We start from the raw sequence: 21,198 nt of genomic DNA, 5'->3' as shown, positions 1-21,198 counted from the left end.
GGTGCCTCAGCCCTTCGAGTTGCCGGCATCGCCCCGACCAAGGGCGGCGCGTACCAGGTCGTCCACGTTCATGGCCCGGATCGATTCGGCGTCGATCGCGGACCGCTCGGCTGCGTCGCCGTCGCGGTGCGGGGCGTCGCCGTCGCGGTGCGGGGCGTCGCCGTTGCCGGCGAGCGCGAGCAGGGTGTCGAAGATCCCCGCCTGACGGATCGCGGCCAGCGGCACCGCCGCCAGGGCCGCCCGCAACCGTTCCTCGTCCGGGTCCGGACCGTCGGCGGGCTCGGGCTCGGCACCGAGCAGTTCGGTGCGCAGGTACGCCGCGAGCAGGTTGGCGGTCGGCTGGTCGAACACCAACGTCGCCGGCAGCCGCTGGCCGGTGGCCGACGCGAGCCGGTTACGCAGTTCGAGCGCGGCCAACGAGTCCAGTCCCAGGTCGAGGAACCCCTTGTCCGGGTCGACGGTGCGCGGGTCGGAACGGCCGAGAACGGCGACGACGTGGGACCGGACCAGGTCGAGCATGGTCCGCTCCCGGTCGGCGGTGCCCATCGCCGCCAGCCGCTGCCGCAGAGGTACGTCGGCTGCGGCGACCGGGACCGAGCGGGCGGCCGGGCCGGCCAGATCACGCAGCACCGCCGGTACGTCAGCGGAGCGGGCCCGTACGGCGGCGGTATCCAACTGCACGGCGACCGCCACCGGACCGGCGGCGGCGACCGCGCGGTCCAGCAGCGCGAGCCCGTCGGCCGGGGCGATCGCGGTGACGCCGAGTCGACGCAGCCGCTCGATGTCGCCGGCGGCCAGTTGGCTGGTCATCGCGCTGGAGGCCAGTTCGGGATCGTCCGCCCACAGCCCCCAGGCGACCGAGACTGCGGGCAGTCCCTGGGACCGGCGCAGCCGGGCGAGCGCGTCGAGGAACACGTTGGCTGCCGCGTAGCTGCCCTGGCCGCCACCGTCCAGCACGCCCGAGGCCGAGGAGAACAGCACGAACGCCGACAGGTCCCGGTCGGCGGTGAGCTCGTGCAGGTGCCACGCGGCATCGACCTTGGGACGGAGAACGGTGTCGATCCGCTTCGGGGTGAGGCCGGTGACGACCCCGTCGTCGAGCACACCGGCGGTGTGCACCACGGCCGTCAACGGGTGCGCGGCCGGGATCTGGGCGAGCAGGTCGGCCAGCGCGTCGCGGTCGGCGACGTCGCAGGCCACCACCGACACCGCTGCACCGAGCTCGGTGAGGGTCGTGACCAGGCGGTTCGCCGCAGGTGCCTGCTGGCCACGTCGGCTGGTCAGCAGTAGGCGGCGCACGCCGTGCCGGGTGACCAGGTGACGTGCGACCAGCGCGCCCAGGGCTCCGGTGCCGCCGGTGACCAGGACCGTACCGTGCCTCGGCCAGGCCGCGGCCGCGTCATCCGCCTCAGCCGGTACCAGCCTCGGTACCCGCAGCTCGCCGTCGCGTACCAGCAACTCGGGTTCGTCGGACGGCAGGGCCGGCAACTCGCCGGAGTCACTGTCGACCAGGACGAACCGGTCGGGGTTCTCCGCCTGCGCGGCCCGGACCAGGCCCCACACCGGCGCCTGGGCCAGGTCGGTGACCGGTTCGACGGCACCCTGGGTGAGTACCACCAGTCTGGCCTTGGCGAAGCGCTCGTCGGCCAGCCACCGCTGGACCGTGGCGAGTGTCCGGTGGGTCACCTCACGGACCCGCTGCGGTACGGCGCCGTCGTCGTCGCCCACGCGGCAGGTCAGCACGACAAGATCCGGTGCCGGATCACCGGCGTCGATCACCGCCGCGAGGGCGTCCAGGTCAGGCTGGTCGGTGCCGAGCACGACCCGCCGACCCTCACCGGTTGCCGGCGGTGCACAACCCCGCCACACCAGGTCGTACAGTGGCTCGTCGCCGTCGGTGAGTTGCTCCGGCGTCAACGGCCGGGGCGTCAGCGCACCCACCGTCGCCACCGGCTGGCCGGCGAGGTCGGTGACGTCCAGCGCCACGACACCGTCCGGCTGCAGGGCGCGGGCGTGCACCCGCACCGCGCCCGCTCCGGCGGCGCGCACCGCGACGCCGGTCCAGGCGAACGGCACCCGGGTCTGGGTGATCGCCCGCGGTCCGCCCTCGACCAGGAAGTCCGCGGCCTGCACGGCGGCGTCCAGCAGCGCCGGATGCAGCCCGAACGCCCCGGCGTCCGCGCTGTCGGGCAGCACGACCTCGGCGAAGACCTCGGCGCCGCGCCGCCACAGTGCGCGCAGTCCCCGGAACGTGGGACCGAACCCGTACCCCAGGGAGGCGAAGTCGTCGTACACGGTGTCCAGATCGACCGGCTGGGCACCGGCCGGCGGCCACTGGTCGGGTGCGGTCACCGTGGGCGGGGCGTCCGGGGCGAGGGTCCCGGTGGCGTGCCTGGTCCACCCGTCGGACGTGTCGTGCCGCTGCGGCCGGGAGTACACCGACACCGGCCGGCGACCGGTGTCGTCGGCCGCGCCGAGCACGACCCGCAGGGCCAGGGCCGCGCCGTCGGGCACCACCAGCGGCGCCAGTTGGGTCAGTTCCTCCAGGTACGCGCAGCCGACCTGGTCGCCGGCCCGGGTGGCGAGTTCGACGAAGGCGGTGCCGGGCAGCAGCACGCGGCCGAGCACCTGATGGTCGGCCAGCCAGGGCTGACCGGCCACGGAGATCCGTCCGGTCAGCGTCAGCCCGCCGGTGTCCGGCATCGCCACCACGGCCGACAGCAGTGGATGGTTCAGCGGTTCCAGTCCGGCCGCACCGAAGTCGCTCGTGCCGGGGCCGTCCTCCAACCACAGCCGCTGGTGGTCGAAGTGGTGCGTCGGCGGCTCCACCCCCCAACCCACCGCCACATCCCCCGGCGCCTCCTCCACGATCACGTGCGCGTTCGTCCCGCTCAACCCGAACGACGACACCCCCGCCCGCCGTGCTCCGCCGGTACCCGACCACGACCGCGCCCGCGTCAACACCCGCACCCCACCCGCCGACCAGTCCACATGCGACGACGGCTCCGACACATGCAACGACCGCGGCAACACCCCCGCCCGCAACGCCATCACCATCTTGATCACACCACCGACACCCGCCGCCGCCTGCGCATGACCGATGTTCGACTTCAACGACCCCAACCACAACGGACGATCCACATCCCGACCCTGCCCGTACGTCGCCAGCAGCGCCTGCACCTCGATCGGATCCCCCAACCGCGTCCCCGTACCATGCGCCTCCACCACATCCACATCCCCCGCCGACACACCCGCCACCGCCAACGCCCGCCGAATCACCCGCTCCTGCGCCGGACCCGACGGCGCCGTCAACCCGTTCGACGCACCATCCGAACCCACCGCACTACCCCGCACCACCGCCAACACCCCATGACCACGACGCCGCGCATCCGACAACCGCTCCACCACCAACACACCCACCCCCTCCGACCACGCCGTCCCATCCGCGTCATCCGAGAACGACTTGCACCGCCCGTCCGGCGCCAGACCACGCTGCCGACTGAAGTCGACGAAGACCTCCGGGGTGGACATCACCGTCACCCCGCCGGCCAGGGCCAGCGCACACTCACCCGACCGCAACGCGTTGACCGCCAGATGCAACGCCACCAACGACGACGAACACGCCGTGTCCACCGACACCGCCGGCCCCTCCAGACCCAGGTGGTACGCCACCCGACCGGACAGCACACTGGCGGAGCTGCCGTTGGTCAGGTACGGCACGACGTCCTCGGGTGGGTTGTGCAACCGGGTGCCGTAGTCGTCGTACATCACGCCGGCGAAGACGCCGGTCGCGCTGCCGCGCAGGGCACGGGGGTCGATCCCGGCGCGTTCGACGGCCTCCCAGGCGGTCTCCAGCAGCAGGCGCTGCTGGGGGTCCATGGCGATCGCCTCACGACGGCCGATGCCGAAGAAGTCCGGATCGAAACCGGCCGCGTCGTCGAGGAAGCCACCTTCCCGCACGTAGCTGCGCCCCGGCATGCCCGGCTCCGGGTGGTAGATGCCGTCGACGTCCCAGCCCCGGTCGGTGGGTAGCGGCGCGATCGCGTCGACCTCGTCGACGACCAGCCGCCACAGGTCGGCCGGCGAGTTCACCCCGCCGGGGTAGCGGCAGGCCATCCCGACGATCACGATCGGATCGTCGACGGTGGCCGGGGCGACGGCGACCGACGACGCCGCGCCCGCCGTGGTGGTGGTGTCGGCCGGTGCGCTGTCCGCGGTCGACAGGCCGTTCGGCGGCGGGCCGCCGGGCGTGAGCCGGTCCGCCAGCAACCGCGCCACGGCGGCGGGAGTGGGGTGGTCGAACACCATGGTCGCCGGCAGGGTCAGCCCGGTCGCCGTGGCGAGCTGATTACGCAGCTCGACCGCGGCGAGCGAGTCGAACCCCAGATCGCGGAACGCCCGGCTGGGCGCGACGGCGTCCGGACCGTCGTACCCGAGCACCCCGGCGACCTCCACCCGGACCCGGTCGAGCAACGCCTGCTCGCGTTGCTCGGCGGGTAGCTCGGCGAGTCGGGAGACGTTACGGCGGGCCGACGGTCGGTCACCGTCGCGGACGGACCGCCCGGCCAGGGAACGTAGCAGCGCCGGCACCTCGGACCTGGCGCGCAGCGCGGCCCGGTCCACCTGGAGCGGAACGATCGCAGGCACACCGGCGGCCAGCGCGGCGTCGAACATCGCCAGCGCGTCCCCGCGGTCCAGGGCGGGCATCCCGAGCCGGGACATCCGGTGCAGGTCGGCGCGGTCCGGCGCACCCATCCCGGTGGCTTCGTTCCACATCCCCCAGGCCATCGCCGTCGCCGGCAGCCCGTGCGCCGCCCGGTACTGCGCCAACTGGTCGAGGACCGTGTTGGCCGCCGCGTAGGTGCCCTGCCCGGCGGCCAGCACCAGCCCGCCGGCGGAAGAGAACAGCACGAACGCGGCCAGCGGCAGCTCCCGGGTCAACTCGTGCAGGTGCCAGGCGGCGTCGACCTTGGGGCCGAACACAGCAGACACCGCGTCCGGGGTCAAGGTGGTCAGCGTGCCGGCCTCGGCGACACCGGCGGCGTGCACCACCGCCGTCAACGGATGATCAGCATCGATCCCCGCCAACACCCCCGCCACCGCACCCCGGTCCGCCAAATCACACCCGACGACCCTGACCCGCGCCCCCAACCCCGACAACTCAGCACACAACTCCCCCACGCCCGGCGAACCCAACCCACGCCGACCCACCAACACCAGATGCCGCACCCCGTGCACCCGCACCAGATGCCGCGCCACCAGACCACCCAGACCACCCGTACCACCGGTGATCAGCACCGTGCCGTCGGGATCCCAGGTCGCCGTGGCGGCGGTACCGGCCGGGTAGCGGCTCAACCGGGGCACGAAACAGCGCCCGTCCCGCACCGCCAGCTCCGGTTCGTCGCCAGCGAGTCCCGCCCGTAGTCCAGCGACGGCCGTCGCGTCCCCGCGGTCCAGGTCGATCAGCTGGAACCGGCCCGGCTGCTCCTGCTCCGCCGCCCGGATCAGCCCCCACACCCCGGCGTGGGCGAGCGCCGGCTCGGCGTCGGTGGGCAGCCGGACCGCCCTGTCGGTCACGACGGTCAACCGGGTCGCGTCGAACCGGCGGTCGGCGACGAACGCCTGCGCGACGGCCAGTGTCGTCTCGACCGCCGCCCGGGCCGCCTGCGCGACCGTGCCCGATCCGTCCCGGTCGGGCACGCGCAGCACCAGCACCCGGGGCGCCGGGGTTCCGTCGTCGACCGCCGCCAGCAGGGCAGCCGGATCCGGCCAGGTCGGCTCGGTGCCGTACGGCGCGCCGATCGTGTGCCACTCGTCGGCGGTGACTGGTTCTCCGCCGGACACCGGTGTCCACTCGACGGTGTGCAGCTGCTGACCGGCCGGTGCGGCCAGCTGGGCCGGCGCGACGGGTCGAGAAACCAGTGTGCCGATGCTCGCCACCGGCTGGCCGGCGACGTCGGCGACGTCGATCGAGGACAGCTCGTCGCCGCGCCGGCGGGTGATGCGTACCCGTAGTTCGGACGCGCCGGACCGGTGCAGCACGACGTCGTTCCAGACGAACGGCAGCAGGGTCGGTCCACCGGCGAGCAGGTCGGCGTGCATCGCGGCGTCCAGCAGCGCCGGGTGCAGCCCGTAACCGGTGCTGGCGGTGTCGGCGGGGAGGGTGACCTCCGCGAAGATCTCCTCGCCGCGCCGCCACGCGGCCTGCAGTCCCTGGAAGGCCGGTCCGTAGCCGTAGCCGCGATCGGCGAGCTGGTCGTAGGCCGCGGTCACGTCGATCGCGGTGGCCCCGGCCGGCGGCCACTCGGTCAGCGCGGCACCGGTGGCACCGCCGCCGGTTGCGGTCGTCGCGGGCCGCATGGTCCCGGTCGCGTGCCGGGTCCAGGCGGCGTCAGCGGCAGCGTTGGCGGGGCGCGAGTGGATGGATATCGAGCATCCGTCGGGCCCGGGGCAGTCGACGACGACCTGGACGACCGCGCCGTCGGCCCCGTTCAACGGCAGCGGGGCCTGCAGGGTCAGCTCACCCAGGACCGGATGGTCCACCTGCGCCCCGGCGCGCAGCGCGAGTTCGACGAACGCCGTGCCGGGCAGCAGCACGGTGTCCAGTACCTGATGGTCGGCGAGCCACGGCTGCGTGGCCGGGTCCAGCTGCCCGGTTAGTACGACACCCGCGCCGGCCAGCGGCAGCACCGCCGCGAGCATCGGGTGCCGCGCCGGGGTCTGGCCCACGCCGGTCGGGTCGGCGCTGGCCGCCAACCAGTAACGTCTGCGCTGGAACGGATAGGTGGGCAGGTCGACAGGTCCACGGCCGCTGTCGTTGTCGGCCGCGGGCGGCAGCACCGCGTCCCAGTCGACCGTGGCACCGCGTACCCACAGCCGGGCGGCGCCGGTCAGCACCGACTCCACCTCGTCGACCCCGGTGCGCAGCAACGGCACCACCTCGGTGCCGGCGACGCTCGTGGCGACCAGGCCGGACAGCGCCGCGCCGGGCCCGACCTCCACGAACGTCGTCACGCCGGTGTCGACCGCGCTGGTCACCGCGTCGCCGAAACGTACCGGCCGCCGGATCTGGTCCACCCAGTAGTCCGGCTCGCCCCACTGGTCGTCAACCGCGTCGCCGGAGACCGACGACACCGCCGGCACCGTCAGCGGTCGGCTCGCCACCTGCGCCACGACCTGCCGGAAGTCAGCCAGAACCGGTTCCATCAGCCCGGAGTGGAAGGCGTGGGACACCCGCAGCCAGGAGACCGGGGTCCCCGCCGGCAGCCGATCCACCGCCGACTCCACCGCCGGGCGCGACCCGGACAGCACCACCGCCGACGGCCCGTTGACCGCCGCCAGCCACACGCCGTCGCCCAGCAAGGGACGCACCACGTCCTCGGCGGCACCCACCGCCGCCATCGCTCCGCCTGCGGGTAGTCGCTGCATCAACCGGCCCCGGTGTGCCGCCACCTGGCAGCCGTCGGTGAGCGACAGCGCACCGGAGACCACCGCCGCCGCCAACTCGCCCACCGAGTGGCCGAGCACCACGTCCGGGTTCACCGCCCACGAACGCAGCAACCGGCTCAGCGCCACCTCCACCGCGAACAGCCCCGGCTGTACGTACGCGGTCTGGTCCAACCAGTCGTCGGTCTCGCCGAGCAGCGCGTCGCGCAACGGCAGCCCCAGCTCGTCGAAGACCGCGCACGCCTCGTCGAACGCCGCCGCGAACACACCGAACCGGTGGTACAGCCCACGACCCATCCGCGGCCGCTGCGAACCCTGGCCGGGGAACACGAAGCCGACCTCGCCGTCACCGGTCACCGAACCGACGACGACCCGCGCGGCGGTTCCGCCAGTGGCGACCAGCCGTAGTCCGGCGGTGGCGTCCATCGGGTTCTCGGCCAGCACCACGGCCCGGTGCGGGAACACCGCCCGCGTGCCGGCCAGCGCCCGCGCCACGTCGGTCAGTGGCACACCGGACTCCACCACGGGCACCAGCCGCTGCGCGAGCTCCCGCAGCGCGGCGGAGTCGCGCGCGGACAGCACCAGCGGCACCACTGCGGCGTGAGCCGGTCCCGGGTCGGCGGGCACCGGCGCCGGCACCCGCACCGGCGCCTGCTCGAGGATCACGTGGGCGTTCGTACCGCTGATGCCGAACGACGACACCGCCGCCCGCCGCAGGCCGTCCGGTGCCGGCCACGGGCGTGCCCGCGCCAGCAGTCGCACCTCGCCCGCCGACCAGTCGACCTGTGCCGATGGCTGGTCCACGTGCAGGGTCCGAGGCAGTTCAGCGTGCCGCATCGCCTCGACCATCTTGATCACCCCGGCGACGCCGGCGGCCGCCTGGGTGTGGCCGAGGTTCGACTTGATCGAGCCGAGCCACAGCGGTCGGTCGCCGCGCCGATGCTGTCCGTAGGTGTTGATCAGCGCCTGCGCCTCGATCGGGTCGCCCAGGGTGGTGCCGGTGCCGTGTGCCTCGACGGCGTCGACGTCCGCCAAGCTCAGCCCGGCACTGGCCAGCGCGTCGTGGATCACGCGTTCCTGGGACGGGCCGTTCGGGGCGGTCAGTCCGTTGCTGGCGCCGTCGGAGTTGACCGCCGAACCTCGGATGACCGCCAGCACCGGGTGGCCGTTGCGCTGGGCGTCCGACAACCGCTCCAGCAGCAGCACGCCGGCACCCTCGCCCCAGCCGGTGCCGTCCGCCGCCGCCGCGAACGACTTGCATCGGCCGTCGCCGGCCAGCCCGCGCTGGCGACTGAAGTCGATGAACGTGTCGGGTGTGGACATGACGGTCACCCCGCCGGCCAGGGCCAACGTACACTCCCCCTGCTGTAGCGCCCGCGCCGCCCAGTGCAACGCGACCAGCGACGAGGAGCAGGCGGTGTCGACGGTGACGGCGGGCCCTTCGAAGCCGAAGGTGTACGCGATCCGGCCGGACACCACGCTCGCCAGACTGCCGTTGCCCAGGTAGCCCGCGATCTCCTCGGAGACCTGCCCGAGCCGGGTGCCCCAGTCGTGGTACATGACGCCGGCGAACACCCCGGTACGGGATCCGCGCAACGAATGCGGGTTGATTCCGGCGCGTTCGACCGCCTCCCAGGTGATCTCCAGCAGCAGGCGCTGCTGCGGATCCATCGCGGCCGCCTCCCGTGGACTGATCCCGAAGAACTCCGGATCGAACATGGCCGCGTCGTGCAGGAATCCGCCCTGGTTGACATAGCTGCGACCGGGTTGTCCCGGCTCGGGGTGGTAAATCTGCTCGAGCTGCCACCCCCGGTCGGTGGGGAACTCGCTGACCGCGTCCACCCCGTCGGCGACCAGGCGCCACAGCTGCTCCGGTGACGCCACGTCGCCCGGATAGCGGCACGCCATCGCGACGATCGCGATCGGCTCGTCGGTGGCGGCGGTGACGGTGCCCGGCGCGGCTGCCGGCGCGTCGACGACCCGCACCGCCTTGTCGACCAGGTAGGCGGCCAGCGCCTGCGGGGTCGGGTAGTCGAAGACGAGCGTGGCCGGCAGGGTGAACCCGGTCTCGGTGGTCAGCAGGTTGCGCAGCTCCACGGCGGCCAGCGAGTCGAACCCGACCTCGCTGAACGGCCGGTCGGGCTCGACGGCCTCGGCACCGCTGTGCCCGAGGACGGCGGCCGCGTGGCGGCGGACCAGGGTGAGCACGGCGCGCTGCCGCTCGGCCGGGGCGAGCCGTGCCCAGTCGGCCGCCGCTCCGTGCGGTGCCGGACGCCCGTCCGGCCTCGCGGTGCCGGACGCCACGGTGCCGGTCACGGCTGTCGACCGGTTTCCGCCGGGGTGGACCACCGGGACGATCTGACGCAGCAGCGGCGGCACACCGTCCGGCCTGGCCCGCAGCGCGGCCGGGTCGAGCCGCAGCGGCAGCAGCGTCGCCGCCGGTACGCTCAGCGCCGCGTCGAACAGCTCCAGATTTTCCTGGGTGGACAGGCCGGGCAGGCCGGATCGTTCGATACGTCGCCGGGCCGCGTCGTCCAGCCGGTCACCCATGCCACCGGCCTGTGCCCACAGCCCCCACGCCAGACTGAGCGCGGGCAGGCCGGCGTCACGACGGTAGGCGGCGAGGGCGTCCAGCGCGGCGTTCGCGGCCGCGTAGTTCGCCTGGCCGGCACCGTCAAGGTGACCGGCGGCCGACGAGCAGAGCACGAACCGGGCCAGCGGCAGTTCCCGGGTCAGCTCGTGCAGATGCCAGGCGGCGTACGCCTTCGCGGCGGCGACGGCCTCCATCCGCTGCTCGGTGAGGGTGTCGACGAGCCCGTCGTCGAGTACGCCAGCGGCGTGCACCACCGCGGTCAGCGGGTGCTCGGGCGCGATGCCGTCGAGCAGCGCGGCGAGGGCGGACCGGTCGGACACGTCGCAGGCGGCGACGCGCGCGCTGGCCCCCAGCTCGGCCAGTCTGGCGGTCAGGTCCCCGGCTCCGGCGGCCTGCGGGCCGCTCCGGCTGACCAGCAGCAGGTGCCGTACCCCGTGCGCACGGACCAGATGCTCGGCGAGGACGGCCCCGACCCCGCCGGTGCCACCGGTGATCAGCACCGTGCCGGCCGGATCGAGCCGGCCCGACCGACCGTTGCGGACGGCTGCGCCAGCGGGGGCGGCTCCGACGGCCGGAACGGACGGGAGTGGTTGCACTGGCGGGGCGAGGACCAGCCGGGGCGCCAGCACCGCGCCGACGCGAACCGCGACCTGGGGTTCGTCCGCGGTGACGGCGACGGCGAGCGCGGCGGCCAGGCCGCTGGCGTCGGTGTCGACGACGTCGAGCAGCAGGAACCTGCCGGGATGTTCGGCCTGGGCCGCCCGGACCAGGCCGTGTACGCCCCCGTGGGCAGGGTCGGCGGTGCCGGCGCGATCACCGTCGAGGGTGTTACCGCCAGCGGTCACGATGGCCAGCCGGCATTCGGTCGTACGGGGGTCGGCCAGCCACGACCGGATCACCGCCAGCGTCTCGTCGCAGGCGGCGCGGACCGCCTCCGCTCCGGTGCCGGCGGCACGCACCGGCAGTACCACGACCTGCGGCAGCACGTCGGGCAGTTGCCGGACCTGGTCGAGCAGCACGTACGTGAGCGGCCGCTGCGCCGGGCCGACCGGAATCCAGGTCACCCGGTAGAGCTGGCCGCCGGCGGTCGGTACGGCCAGCCGGGCGGCGTCGGCGGGACGGGTGACGAAGGACTCGACGTTCGCCACGGGCGCGCCGGTGGCGTCGACGGCCTCGATCGACACCCCGTGCCCGCCGGCCGAGGTGACCCGCACCCGCAGGGCGCGCGCGCCGGTGGTCAGAGCGGACACCTGGCGCCAGGCGAACGGCAACCGGATCTGCCCGGCACCGCCCGGCTGGGCCGGCGGCGAGTCGGTCGCCGGCTCGTCCGGCGCCCTGGTAGGCGGCTCGGTCGCCAGTTCGGTGGCCTGCAGCACCGCGTCGAGCAGGGCCGGATGCAGCCGGTAGCCCTCGACGTGGACCGGCTCGGGAAGTTCGACGTGCAGGAACGCCTCGCCTGCCGAACGCCAGGCGGCCCGCAGCCCACGGAAGCTGTCGCCGTACTGGTAGCCCTGGGCGGCGAGCCGCTCGTACCAGCCGGACAGGTCGACCGGTTCGGCGCCGGGCGGTGGCCACGTCACGGCCCAGTCGGCTTCGGTGGGTGCGGCCGGCGCGGCCGGCGCCAGGGTGCCACTGGCGTGCTGCAGCCAGCGGCTGCCGCTGGTCACGGCTTCGCCGCAGGAGTGGATTGTGACGGTACGCCGGCCGTCATCCTGGTCGGGACCGACCATGATCTGCAGTGCGGTTGCCGCCCCGTCGGCCAGGACCAGCGGCGCGTGCAGGGTCAGTTCGGCCACCATCGGGCTGCCCAGCAGCGCGCCGGCGTGTCCGGCGAGTTCGACGAAGGCGGTGGCGGGCAGCAGGTTCGCACCGGCGACGACGTGGTCGGCCAACCAGGGATGGGTCTGCGCCGAGATCCGGCCGGTGAGCAGCGTACGGTCGCCGTCGGCGAGCCGGACCACCGCGCCGAGCAGTGGATGTTCGGCGTCGGCCTGGCCGAGTGCGGGCGCGTCACGGCGCGGGCCGGGTGGCGTGAGCCAGTGCCGGCGACGCTGGAACGGATACGTAGGCAGCTCGACCCGGTGGTTCACCCGCCCGCCGAACACGGCCGGCCACGTCACCGACGCACCGCGCTGGTGCAGGTGGGCGAGCACTCCGACCAGGTCCCTGACCTCGTCGCGGCCCGGCCGCAAGGTGGCGACGAGGGAGACGTCGTCGAGGCCGTCGGGCAGGCAGGCCGGGCCGAGCACGCTGAGCACCGCGTCCGGGCCGAGTTCGACGAAGGTACGCACCCCGGCGGCGACCAGCGCGGCCATGCCGTCGGCGAACTGGACGCTCTGACGCACCTGCCGTACCCAGTACTCCGGGTCGGCCAGTTCGTCGTCGCCGATCAGCGCGCCGGTCACCGTCGACACCATCGGGATCCGGGCCGGAGCGAAGTCGACCACCTGGGCGAACTGGCGGTACGGCGCGAGCATCGGGTCCATCCGGGCGGAGTGGAAGGCGTGCGACACCCGCAGTGGGTGAATCCGGCGGCCCTGTGCGGCGAAGGTCTCGGCGACCTGGGTGACCGTCCGCTCGTCGCCGGAGATGACCAGCGAGCGCGGACCGTTGACGGCCGCGACGCTCACGTCGGCGGGCAGCCGCTCGGGCAGTTCGTCGGGTGCCGCCTCGATGGCGACCATCGCTCCGCCGACGGGCAACGCCTGCATGAGCTCGCCCCGGGCGGTCACCAGCAGCGCCGCGTCGGCCAGGGTGAGCACCCCGGCGACGTGGGCGGCGGCCAGCTCGCCGACCGAGTGGCCCAGTACGTAGTCGGGGCGAAGCCCCCACGACTCCAGTAGCCGGTACAACGCCACCTCGGTGACGAAGATCGCGGCCTGGGCGTACCGGGTCTGGTCGAGCAGGGCCGGGTCGTCGCCGGCCAGGATGGAGCGCAGCGGTCGGTCCAGGTGCACGTCGACCTGGTCGGCGGCGTCGGCGAAGGCCCGCGCGAACGCGGGGAACCGCCGGGCGAGGGCCTGCCCGGCGGCGAGCCGCTGGGCACCCTGACCGGTGAACAGGTACGCGACCCTGCCGCCAGCCGTACGTCCTACATAGACTCCGGAACCGGTCGTCTCGCCTGCGGCCAGCGCCTCCAGGCCCCGTACCGCCTCGGGCGCGTCGGCGGCGAGCACCACGGCCCGGTGTTCCAGCGCGGCGCGGGTGGTGGCCAGCGCGTACGCGGTGTCGGGCAGCGACGTCCCGGCCCGCAGCAACGGCAGCAGCTGACCGGCCTGTGCCCGCAACGCCGACGCGCTGCGGGCCGAGAGCACCAGGGGCAGCACCGCGGGCGCTTCCTGGCCCGCCGGTTCGCCGGCCCCGGCGGACACACCGGTCTCGGCGGGTACGGCGGTCTCGGCGTCGGCCTCTTCGACGATGACGTGGGCGTTGGTGCCGCTCACACCGAACGAGGAGATCCCGGCGCGGCGCGGACGCGGCAGTGCCGGCCAGGGGCGGGCGTCGGTCAGCAGCGCGACCGCGCCGGCGGTCCAGTCCACCCGCGGCGTGGGGCGGTCGACGTGCAGCGTCGCGGGCAGCAGCGAGTGCTGCAGGGCCATGATCATCTTGATCACGCCCGCCACCCCGGCTGCCGCCTGGGTGTGGCCGATGTTGGACTTGAGCGAACCGATCCACAGCGGTTCGACCCGCTCCTGGCCGTACGCCGCGAGCAGCGCCTGCGCCTCGATCGGGTCGCCGAGCCTGGTGCCGGTGCCGTGCGCCTCGACGGCGTCGACGTCACCCGGGACGAGTCCGGCGTCGGCCAGCGCCGCCGCGATCACCTGTTGCTGCGCGGGCCCGCTGGGGGCGGTCAACCCGTTGCTCGCCCCGTCGGAGTTGATCGCCGAGCCGCGCAGCACGGCGAGAACCCGGTGTCCACGCCGACGTGCCTCACCGAGCCGTTCCAGGACGAGGATCCCGACCCCCTCGGCGAAGCCGGTGCCGTCGGCGGCATCGGCGAACGGCTTGCAGCGGCCGTCGGGGGCCAGGCCGCGTTGGCGGCTGAACGCGGTGAAGGTGCCGGGGCCGCCCATCACCGCGACCCCGCCGGCCAACGCCAGCGACGCCTCGCCGGTGCGCAGGGCCTGGCTGGCCAGGTGCAGCGCGACCAGGGACCCGGAGCAGGCGGTGTCCACGGTCAGGGTGGGGCCGTGCAACCCCAGGATGTACGCCACCCGCCCGGCGACCACGCTCGGCGCGTTGCCGGCCAGCAGGTAGCCGTCCAGCCCGGCCGGGGCCTCGTACAGTCGTGGTCCGTACTCCTGCGGTTCGGCGCCGACGAACACCCCGGTCCGGCTGCCGCGCAGTGACATGGGGTCGATGCCGGCGTGTTCCAGCGCGACCCAGGACGTTTCCAGCACCAGCCGCTGCTGCGGGTCCATCGCCGACGCCTCGCGCGGGCCGATGCCGAAGAAGTCGGCGTCGAACTCGGCGGCGGTGTCGAGGAAGGCGCCGTGGCGCACGTAGCTGGTGCCCGGCCGGTCGGGGTCCGGGTCGAACAGTCCGGCCAGGTCCCAGCCCCGGTCGGTCGGGAACTCCCCGATCACGTGCCGGCCGTCGGCGACGAGCTGCCACAGGTCGGCGGCGGAGAACACCCCGCCGGGGTAGCGGCAGCCGATGCCGACGATCGCGATCGGTTCGTCCGCGCTGTCGCGTCCGGGGCGTACCGGCCGGGCGTCGGCGGGCGTGCCGACCAGCTGCCGCACCACGAGATCGGCGACGGCCTGCGGGGTCGGGTGGTCGAACGCCAGGGTCACCGGCAGCGCCAGGCCGGTGGCGGCGGTCAGCCGCTCGTGCAGTTCGACCGCGGCCAGCGAGTCGAACCCGAGGTCCTGGAAGGGCAGCACCGGGTCCACCGCGGCCGGCGCATCGGGCTGGACCTGCGAGATGACCTGGGTGGTCACGACGCACACCAGCTCGAGCACCAGGCGGTGCTGCTCCACCGGGGGCAACCCGGCCAACCGGGTACGGAACCCGGCGACACCGCCCGAGCTGCCGGTGGTGTCGTCGACGACGCTCTCGGGCTGGATGTTCATCCGGGCACTCCACAACTAAAGCGGCAAAGCGAATGCGAGGACTTGGCTCGATGCTAGTGACGGGCAATCCACCGCCGGACCCCTAGCGACCCCTCACCAGGTGATCGGCAGAGTGGCCGGACCGCGTACGATCACGCCGAACTTCCACTCCAGATCGTCGGTGACGTCGAGTCGTAGGAACCGGTCGAGCAGGGCACGCAGGGCGACCTGCAACTCCAACCGGGCCAGTTGCGCCCCGATGCACAGATGTGGCCCGTAGCCGAACGTCACGTGCGGGTTCGTCGCCCGGGTCAGGTCGAGGCGGTCCGGATCCGTGAACACGTCCGGGTCACGGTTGGCCGCCGCCAACGACGGCAGGACGGGTTCACCGGCGCGTACCGTGACACCGGACAGCTCCACGTCCTCCAGCGCGTATCGGGCGAACATCGCCGCCGTGTTGATCGGCACGAACCGCAGCAGCTCCTCGACCGCCGACGGCATCAGGTCCGGCTCGGCGCGCAGCCGCGCCAGCGCCAGCGGATGCCGCAGCAGCGTGTAGACGAAGCTCGGCAAACCGCAGGAGACCGTCTCGGTGCCGGCGGTGAGCAGGCCGGCACCGGCCAGGTCGATCAGCTCGGTCTCGGTCAGCTTGTCACCGTCGTCGCGGGCCCGGACCAGGGCGCCCAGCAGGTCGTCGGTAGGCCGTCGGCGACGCTGGGCGACCAGCTCGGCGAAGTAGGCGTCCATCTCCGGGCCGACCGTGGCGAGAACACCGGTCGACGCCGACTCGTCGTTGGTGAACGCCTCGGTCCAGCGAGTGAACCTCGGATAGTCCTCGAAGGGCACCCCGAGCAACCCGCAGATGACGGTCACCGGCAACGGCCGCGCGAAATGCGTCACCAGGTCGGCCGGCTGGCCGGCGGCCACCATCGCGTCCAGCAGCTCGGTGGTGATCCGCTCGACGGTGACGCGCATCCTCTCGACCCGCCGTGCGGTGAACGCCTTCATCGCCAGCCGGCGCAGTCGCGTGTGGTCCGGCGGGTCCATCCCCATGATGCCGTCGTTCATGTTCTCGACCCGCATCCGTGGCTGGTCGAGGCCCTGTGCGACGGCCCGGCTGAACCGCGGATCGGACAGTACGGTCCTGACGTCCCGGTGCCGGGTGACCAACCAGGCCGGCTCACCGTAGGGCAGCTGCACCCGGCTGACGGGTTCGCTGCGGCGTAGTGTCGCGTACATCGGCGACACCTCGGTGCGCTGCATCGGGAACGGATACCGGCGGACCTGCCGGTCGACTGCCGTCATCGGATTCCTTCCGTGGATACTCCGGCGTCGCGGCCGGGGAGAAGACGGAACTCCTGCGGAGCAGGGCAGGGCAAGCCGATCCGGCGCCGAGGCGGACCGGCGTCCACCCCACACACCGCCCCACGGCTCACGGCCGGATCGATAGGGCTCTCCGTGATTGCCTGTGGAGGCGGTGCAGGACCTCACCGGGAGTCCTCCTCTCGGACGGGGCGGTCGTCGGTGGAACAGGAATCCCCTTGGGCGGCCAAGGGAGTCCCCCGATCCTTCAGCGCGGGACGGAGGTCAACGCAACTCACTTCCTGCCGTGTCGTACTTGCGTCGCACGTAGCCGAGTGCGTCCAGCAGCCCGGCCGAGCTCACCTGCCGCCGCTGCCGGCGTGGCACCAGATGACCGATCGGAAGCAGCCCGATGTCCGCCCACCTCAGGGCCCCGTCCACGTCCAGGTAGCTGCGGGTCCGGCCGAGATTGTCCGGGTGCAGGCAGTACGGGATGTCCAGGTAGCCGCGTTTGAAGCTGTGCAGCAACGCACGACCGAGGTCGCCGTCGAGGTCGCGGATCGCTTCCACCATGGCGCGCGCCTCCTGGTAGGTCTGCGAGTCGGCGGCCGGGTCGACACCCGGCCGCGGTGCGGGCCGGCTGCGGGCGGCGGCACCGGCGAATTCGAGCGCGTCGACGTTCTCGGCGATGGTCGGAATCCGCTGCGACTCCACGACCGTCTTGACGATCAGCCGCTCGGACCCGGTGGCCCGGGCCAGCTCCACGGCTTCGGCGAGCAGCCGCCGCGCTCCGCACGGCGTGGTCGGGTACACCCCCATGTACGTGTAGACGACCACGTGCCAGTCGATGTCGTCGAGCAGCTCGGCGCAGAGTCGGCGCAACGCGAAGATTGCTTCCTCGTCCTGGCGCGGGTTCGTCTGCTGGGCGTAGCTGACCGCCACGCTGCGTACCCCGTACTGGCGGAAGAACATCGCCTCCAGCACGCTGAGCGCCACCAGTTGGCTGGGTGGGCAGAGCTGGCCGAGCATGCAGCCGCCGAACGTCTCCAGGTTGGGCTCGACCGGCGCGTGCTCGCGCAGGTGGGCGAAGAGCTCACAGCACTGTGCCCAACTACGCACGGACTCTTCCAGCGGCACCCGTCCGTACGGCAGGCAGTAGGAGACCGGTCCGCCTTCGGTGGCGTCCAGGCCGGCGGCGATCAGCGCGGCGAAGATGTGCTGCGGAGTCGCCGAGCCGTGGCGCAGCTGGACCGGGAACCCGCTGTCGCGTACCCCGTCCAGAACGGACCGGGTCACGTGCACCGGATGACTGACGATGGGGTAGCCGTTGAGGTCCGCGCCGGCGAGGACGGCCCGCTCGGCGGCGGCAAGGTCACCGACCCGGGTGTAACTGTCCAGGGTGATCGTGCCCACGGTGGTCGCCGGTACCGCCTTGGTGGCCCGCAACCCGCTGCGCATCGACTCCGGGCTGCCGAAGCCCATCCTCGGCTGCACCACCAGGTTCCCGGCGGCCCGCGCGGCGCGGACGAACTCGCCGAGGCCGATCCGGACCCGGTCGCCGGCCGTCGCCGCGACCGGTGCACCGGTCGCCGTCACCGGTGAACGGGTCGAGGTCACCGGATCGCCCGGACGGGCAGCGTGTCGAGAAATCGGCGGAACGCGGTGACGGTCTCGGCGTTCTCCTCGAACACCGCGTCGCAGCCGGCCCGGGCCAGCTCGTCGCGCTGTGCGGCGGTCAACCCGCCGGCCACCCCGAGCTTGCCGCCGATCACGATCGGCAGGCCCGCCAGTGGCGGCAGACCGCGCAGCCGGCGAACCACCCGCGCCCCGTCGAGGTGGCCGTGCCCGTTGACGCTGCTCAGCACGAGCAGCTCGGGTGCCCGGTCCAGGCACTCGCGGACGAGAAGTTCGTCGGGCACGCACGCCCCGAGGTTGGTCACCCGGTACCCGAGCTCGGCGAGCAGCAGTTCCAGGAAGACCAGATTCCAGGTGTGCGCGTCCGAGGAGAGCCCGCTGACGATCACCGTCGGAGGTCCGGGCCGGGTGGCCTGGCGTACCCGGCCGGCCGGGTTCATGTCCACGGGCCGTGGCCACGGTGGAATTCCAGGCGCGACACGGAAACGACCTGGCGGCCCCGGACGACCACTTCGACCGGGGCCGGTCGGCCCAGGAAGGCCAGCAGGCTGGCTGTCGGCCCGTACGCGCCCGCGTTCGGGATCGCCACCACGTCGCCGGAGGCGAGCTCCGGCACGTCGACGTCGCGTCCGAGCACGTCGCCCGGGGTGCACAGCGGCCCGACCAGGCTCGCGGTACCGACCGGGGCGTCCTCGTCGAGCTGAACCGCCACCGGTAGCAGCCGGCCCAGCCCGGACATGCCGCCGAAGGTGTTGATCCCGCCGTCGAGGATCACGAACCGCCGGCCCCGGCTCGTCTTGAGGTTGACCACCGAGCAGAGCAGGGTGCCACTGTCCCCGACGAGGTAGCGCCCGGACTCGCAGGCGACACCCGGCGTACCGTGGCGCCAGCCGGCGAAGCTGGCATCGAGCGCGTTCTCCAGCTCGACGCGCACCTTGTCGTACCTCGGGCGGCTGCCCGGCACCGCGTACGGCGCCGCGAAGCCGCCACCGATGTCCAGCAGCCGCACCGGCAGACCGAGCTCGTCGTGCAGTTGCGCCGCGAGGGTGACGGTGTGCTGGAACTCGCTGATCAGACTCGCCTCGTCACGGGCGTTGCTCAGCGGGAAGAAGTGGGCACCGACGATGTCGGTGCCGGCCACGTCGCGCAGCTCGGGCAGCAGGTCGGGCAGGGTCTCGCTGTCGATGCCGAACTGCGACGGCGCCCCGGTCATCCGGATACTCGTCGACGCCCGCGCGCTGGCGCTGTTGATCCGTAGCAGGCACTGGGCGACCACGCCGTGCCGGCTGGCCACCGTACCGATGCGACGGAGGTCGCCGGGAGATTCCACGGAGAACGTCCGCACGCCCCGGCCGATCGCCTCGGTCAGCTCACCGGTGGTCTTGCCCGGTCCGGTGTAGAGGCAGCGCCCGGCGTCGAAACCGGCGGCGAGGGCGACCGCCAGCTCGCCGGTGGAGCTGATCTCCGCGCGGACCCGGTCCGCGGCGACCGCCGCGGCCACCTGCGAATGCGGGTTGGCCTTGACCGCGTAGAACAGCTCCATCGGTTCGGGCAGGCTGGTCAGCAGATCCCGCCGGGCGGACTCGATCCGGTCCAGGTCGTAGAGATACAGCGGGGTGCCGTACCGCTCGGCCAGTTCCGCGTACCAGGTGGCCGTGCTCACGACAGCGCCTCGTCCAGGATCATGGCGAGCTTCCCTCTCTCGTTCTTGCCGTGGTGGTTCAGCGGCAGTTCGTCGAGCACCCGGCAGGTCGCCGGCACCTTCGCCGGCTCCAGCCGCCGGGCCAGTTCCCGGAGCACCACGTGCGGGGCCAGCTCGGAGACCACGCAGAGGGCGAGGTCGCGGTGCGGGGTGGGCGGCACCGCGACGGCCGCCCGCACGCCCGGAACGTCCATCGCGGCGGCTTCGATCTCCACCGTGCTCATCCGGATCCCCTTGCGCTTGAACATCTCGTCGCGCCGGCCGGCGAAGTAGAGGTAACCGTCCTCGTCGAGACGGCCGTAGTCGCCGGTGTGCAGCCGGATCCGCCCGGTGCGCGGGTCCGGCCGGAACGTCCGGGCGGTCTGCTCCGGCGACCGCCAGTAGCCAGCCATGACGTGCGGGCCGGTGACCACGATCTCGCCGGTCTCACCGGGCGGCACGCTCCGCCCCTCCGGGTCGAGGATCAGCACCTCGGTGCCGGCGAGCGGGCGCCCCACCGAGTCGGGACGTTCCCGGTCCTGTTCCGGGGGCATCACCGAGATGCGCTTGCACTCGGTCTGGCCGAACTGGCGGACCACCCGGGCGCCGGGGAAGGCCGCGCGCAGCTGCTCGATCGTCGGTTGCGGCAGCGCGGCGCCGGTGTTGGTGAACATCCGCACCGGCGGCAGCGGCCCGGCGGCGCGCCGGGCCAGCGTGACGATCATGGCGGCGAGTGACGGCACCACCGGAACCACGGTCGTGGCGGTCTGCCGCATCCGGTCGAGCAACGCCAGGTCCGACTCGGTGCCGGCGAGCACCACCTCGGCCTGCGCGGCACAGGTCATCAGCACCTTGTGCAGCCCGTAGTCCCAGGACATCGGGAAGCGACAGAACACCACGTCGTCCGGGCGGTAGCCGAGCGCGTCGCGCAACGCCCGTACGGCGAACGTGGTCTGGGCGTGCGGGGTGACGACCGCCTTGGGCGCGGCGGTGCTGCCGGAAGTGTAGATCAGGGCGGCCGCGTCGGTGGACGCCGGCGTCGCCGCACGGGCGAGCCGTCGCCCGGCACCGGCGTGCACCTGTGGCCACACCGTCCCGGTCTCGTGCACCGGCAGCCGGGTGACCGAGCGCAGCGTCTCGGCGTTGGCCCGGTCGGCGACGACCAGGCGGGGTTCGGCGTTGGCGACCACCGCCGCGAGGTGGAACGCCTTCGTCGCGGGATTGATCGGAACGAAGGTCGCGCCGCGCCGGGAGACCCCGAAGAACATCGCGACCAGCTCGCGGGTGGTCTGGGCCTGCACCAGCACCCGGTCACCCGGGCCCACCCCCCGGTCGTGCAGCCAGGCATCGACCGCGTGGCTGTGCTCGTGCAGCTCGGCGTAGGTCCAGGCACCAACCGCGTCGCGTACGGCGGGCCGGGTCGGGGCGACCGCCTCGGCCACGTCCAGCAACGAGTGAACCAGATCGTCGTCCAAAACCGCACTCCT

The 21,198-nt window shown here is 73.3% G+C and carries 6 protein-coding genes; all 6 read right to left on the bottom strand.

All coding sequences use genetic code 11. The annotated features are described in order from the left end of the window. Positions 1-6: 6 nt before the first annotated feature. Positions 7-15,114: a type I polyketide synthase gene (locus O7621_RS13645; RefSeq protein ID WP_282234297.1), complete on the bottom strand. Its 15,108-nt coding sequence runs from the start codon at positions 15,112-15,114 to the stop codon at positions 7-9. 93 nt (positions 15,115-15,207) lie between these two features. Then, a complete protein-coding gene (locus O7621_RS13640; protein ID WP_282234296.1) occupies positions 15,208-16,398 on the bottom strand; it encodes a cytochrome P450 in 1,191 nt (396 codons plus the stop codon). A 282-nt stretch (positions 16,399-16,680) separates the two neighbouring features. Then, on the bottom strand, positions 16,681-17,940 hold the full coding sequence (locus tag O7621_RS13635; protein ID WP_282234588.1) for a methylaspartate mutase: 1,260 nt from the start codon (positions 17,938-17,940) through the stop codon (positions 16,681-16,683). A 68-nt stretch (positions 17,941-18,008) separates the two neighbouring features. Continuing rightward, positions 18,009-18,470 (bottom strand): cobalamin-dependent protein, encoded by a 462-nt coding sequence (locus O7621_RS13630; protein ID WP_282234587.1) that lies wholly within the window; start codon positions 18,468-18,470, stop codon positions 18,009-18,011. After that, positions 18,467-19,693, bottom strand: coding sequence for a type III PLP-dependent enzyme (locus tag O7621_RS13625; RefSeq protein ID WP_282234295.1), 1,227 nt, complete (start codon positions 19,691-19,693; stop codon positions 18,467-18,469). The genes O7621_RS13630 and O7621_RS13625 overlap by 4 nt, the downstream gene beginning before the upstream one ends. Continuing rightward, positions 19,690-21,186 carry an AMP-binding protein gene (locus O7621_RS13620; protein WP_282234294.1) on the bottom strand — a complete coding sequence of 499 codons (1,497 nt, stop codon included), beginning with the start codon at positions 21,184-21,186 and terminating at the stop codon, positions 19,690-19,692. Before O7621_RS13620 ends, O7621_RS13625 begins: the two co-directional genes overlap by 4 nt. Between the last annotated feature and the right edge of the window lie 12 nt (positions 21,187-21,198).

The sequence above is a fragment of the Solwaraspora sp. WMMD937 genome, from assembly GCF_029581175.1.
GTDB lineage: Bacteria > Actinomycetota > Actinomycetes > Mycobacteriales > Micromonosporaceae > Micromonospora_E.
Note: the sequence above shows the minus strand (reverse complement) of the source record. Positions and strands in the feature narration are given on the sequence as shown.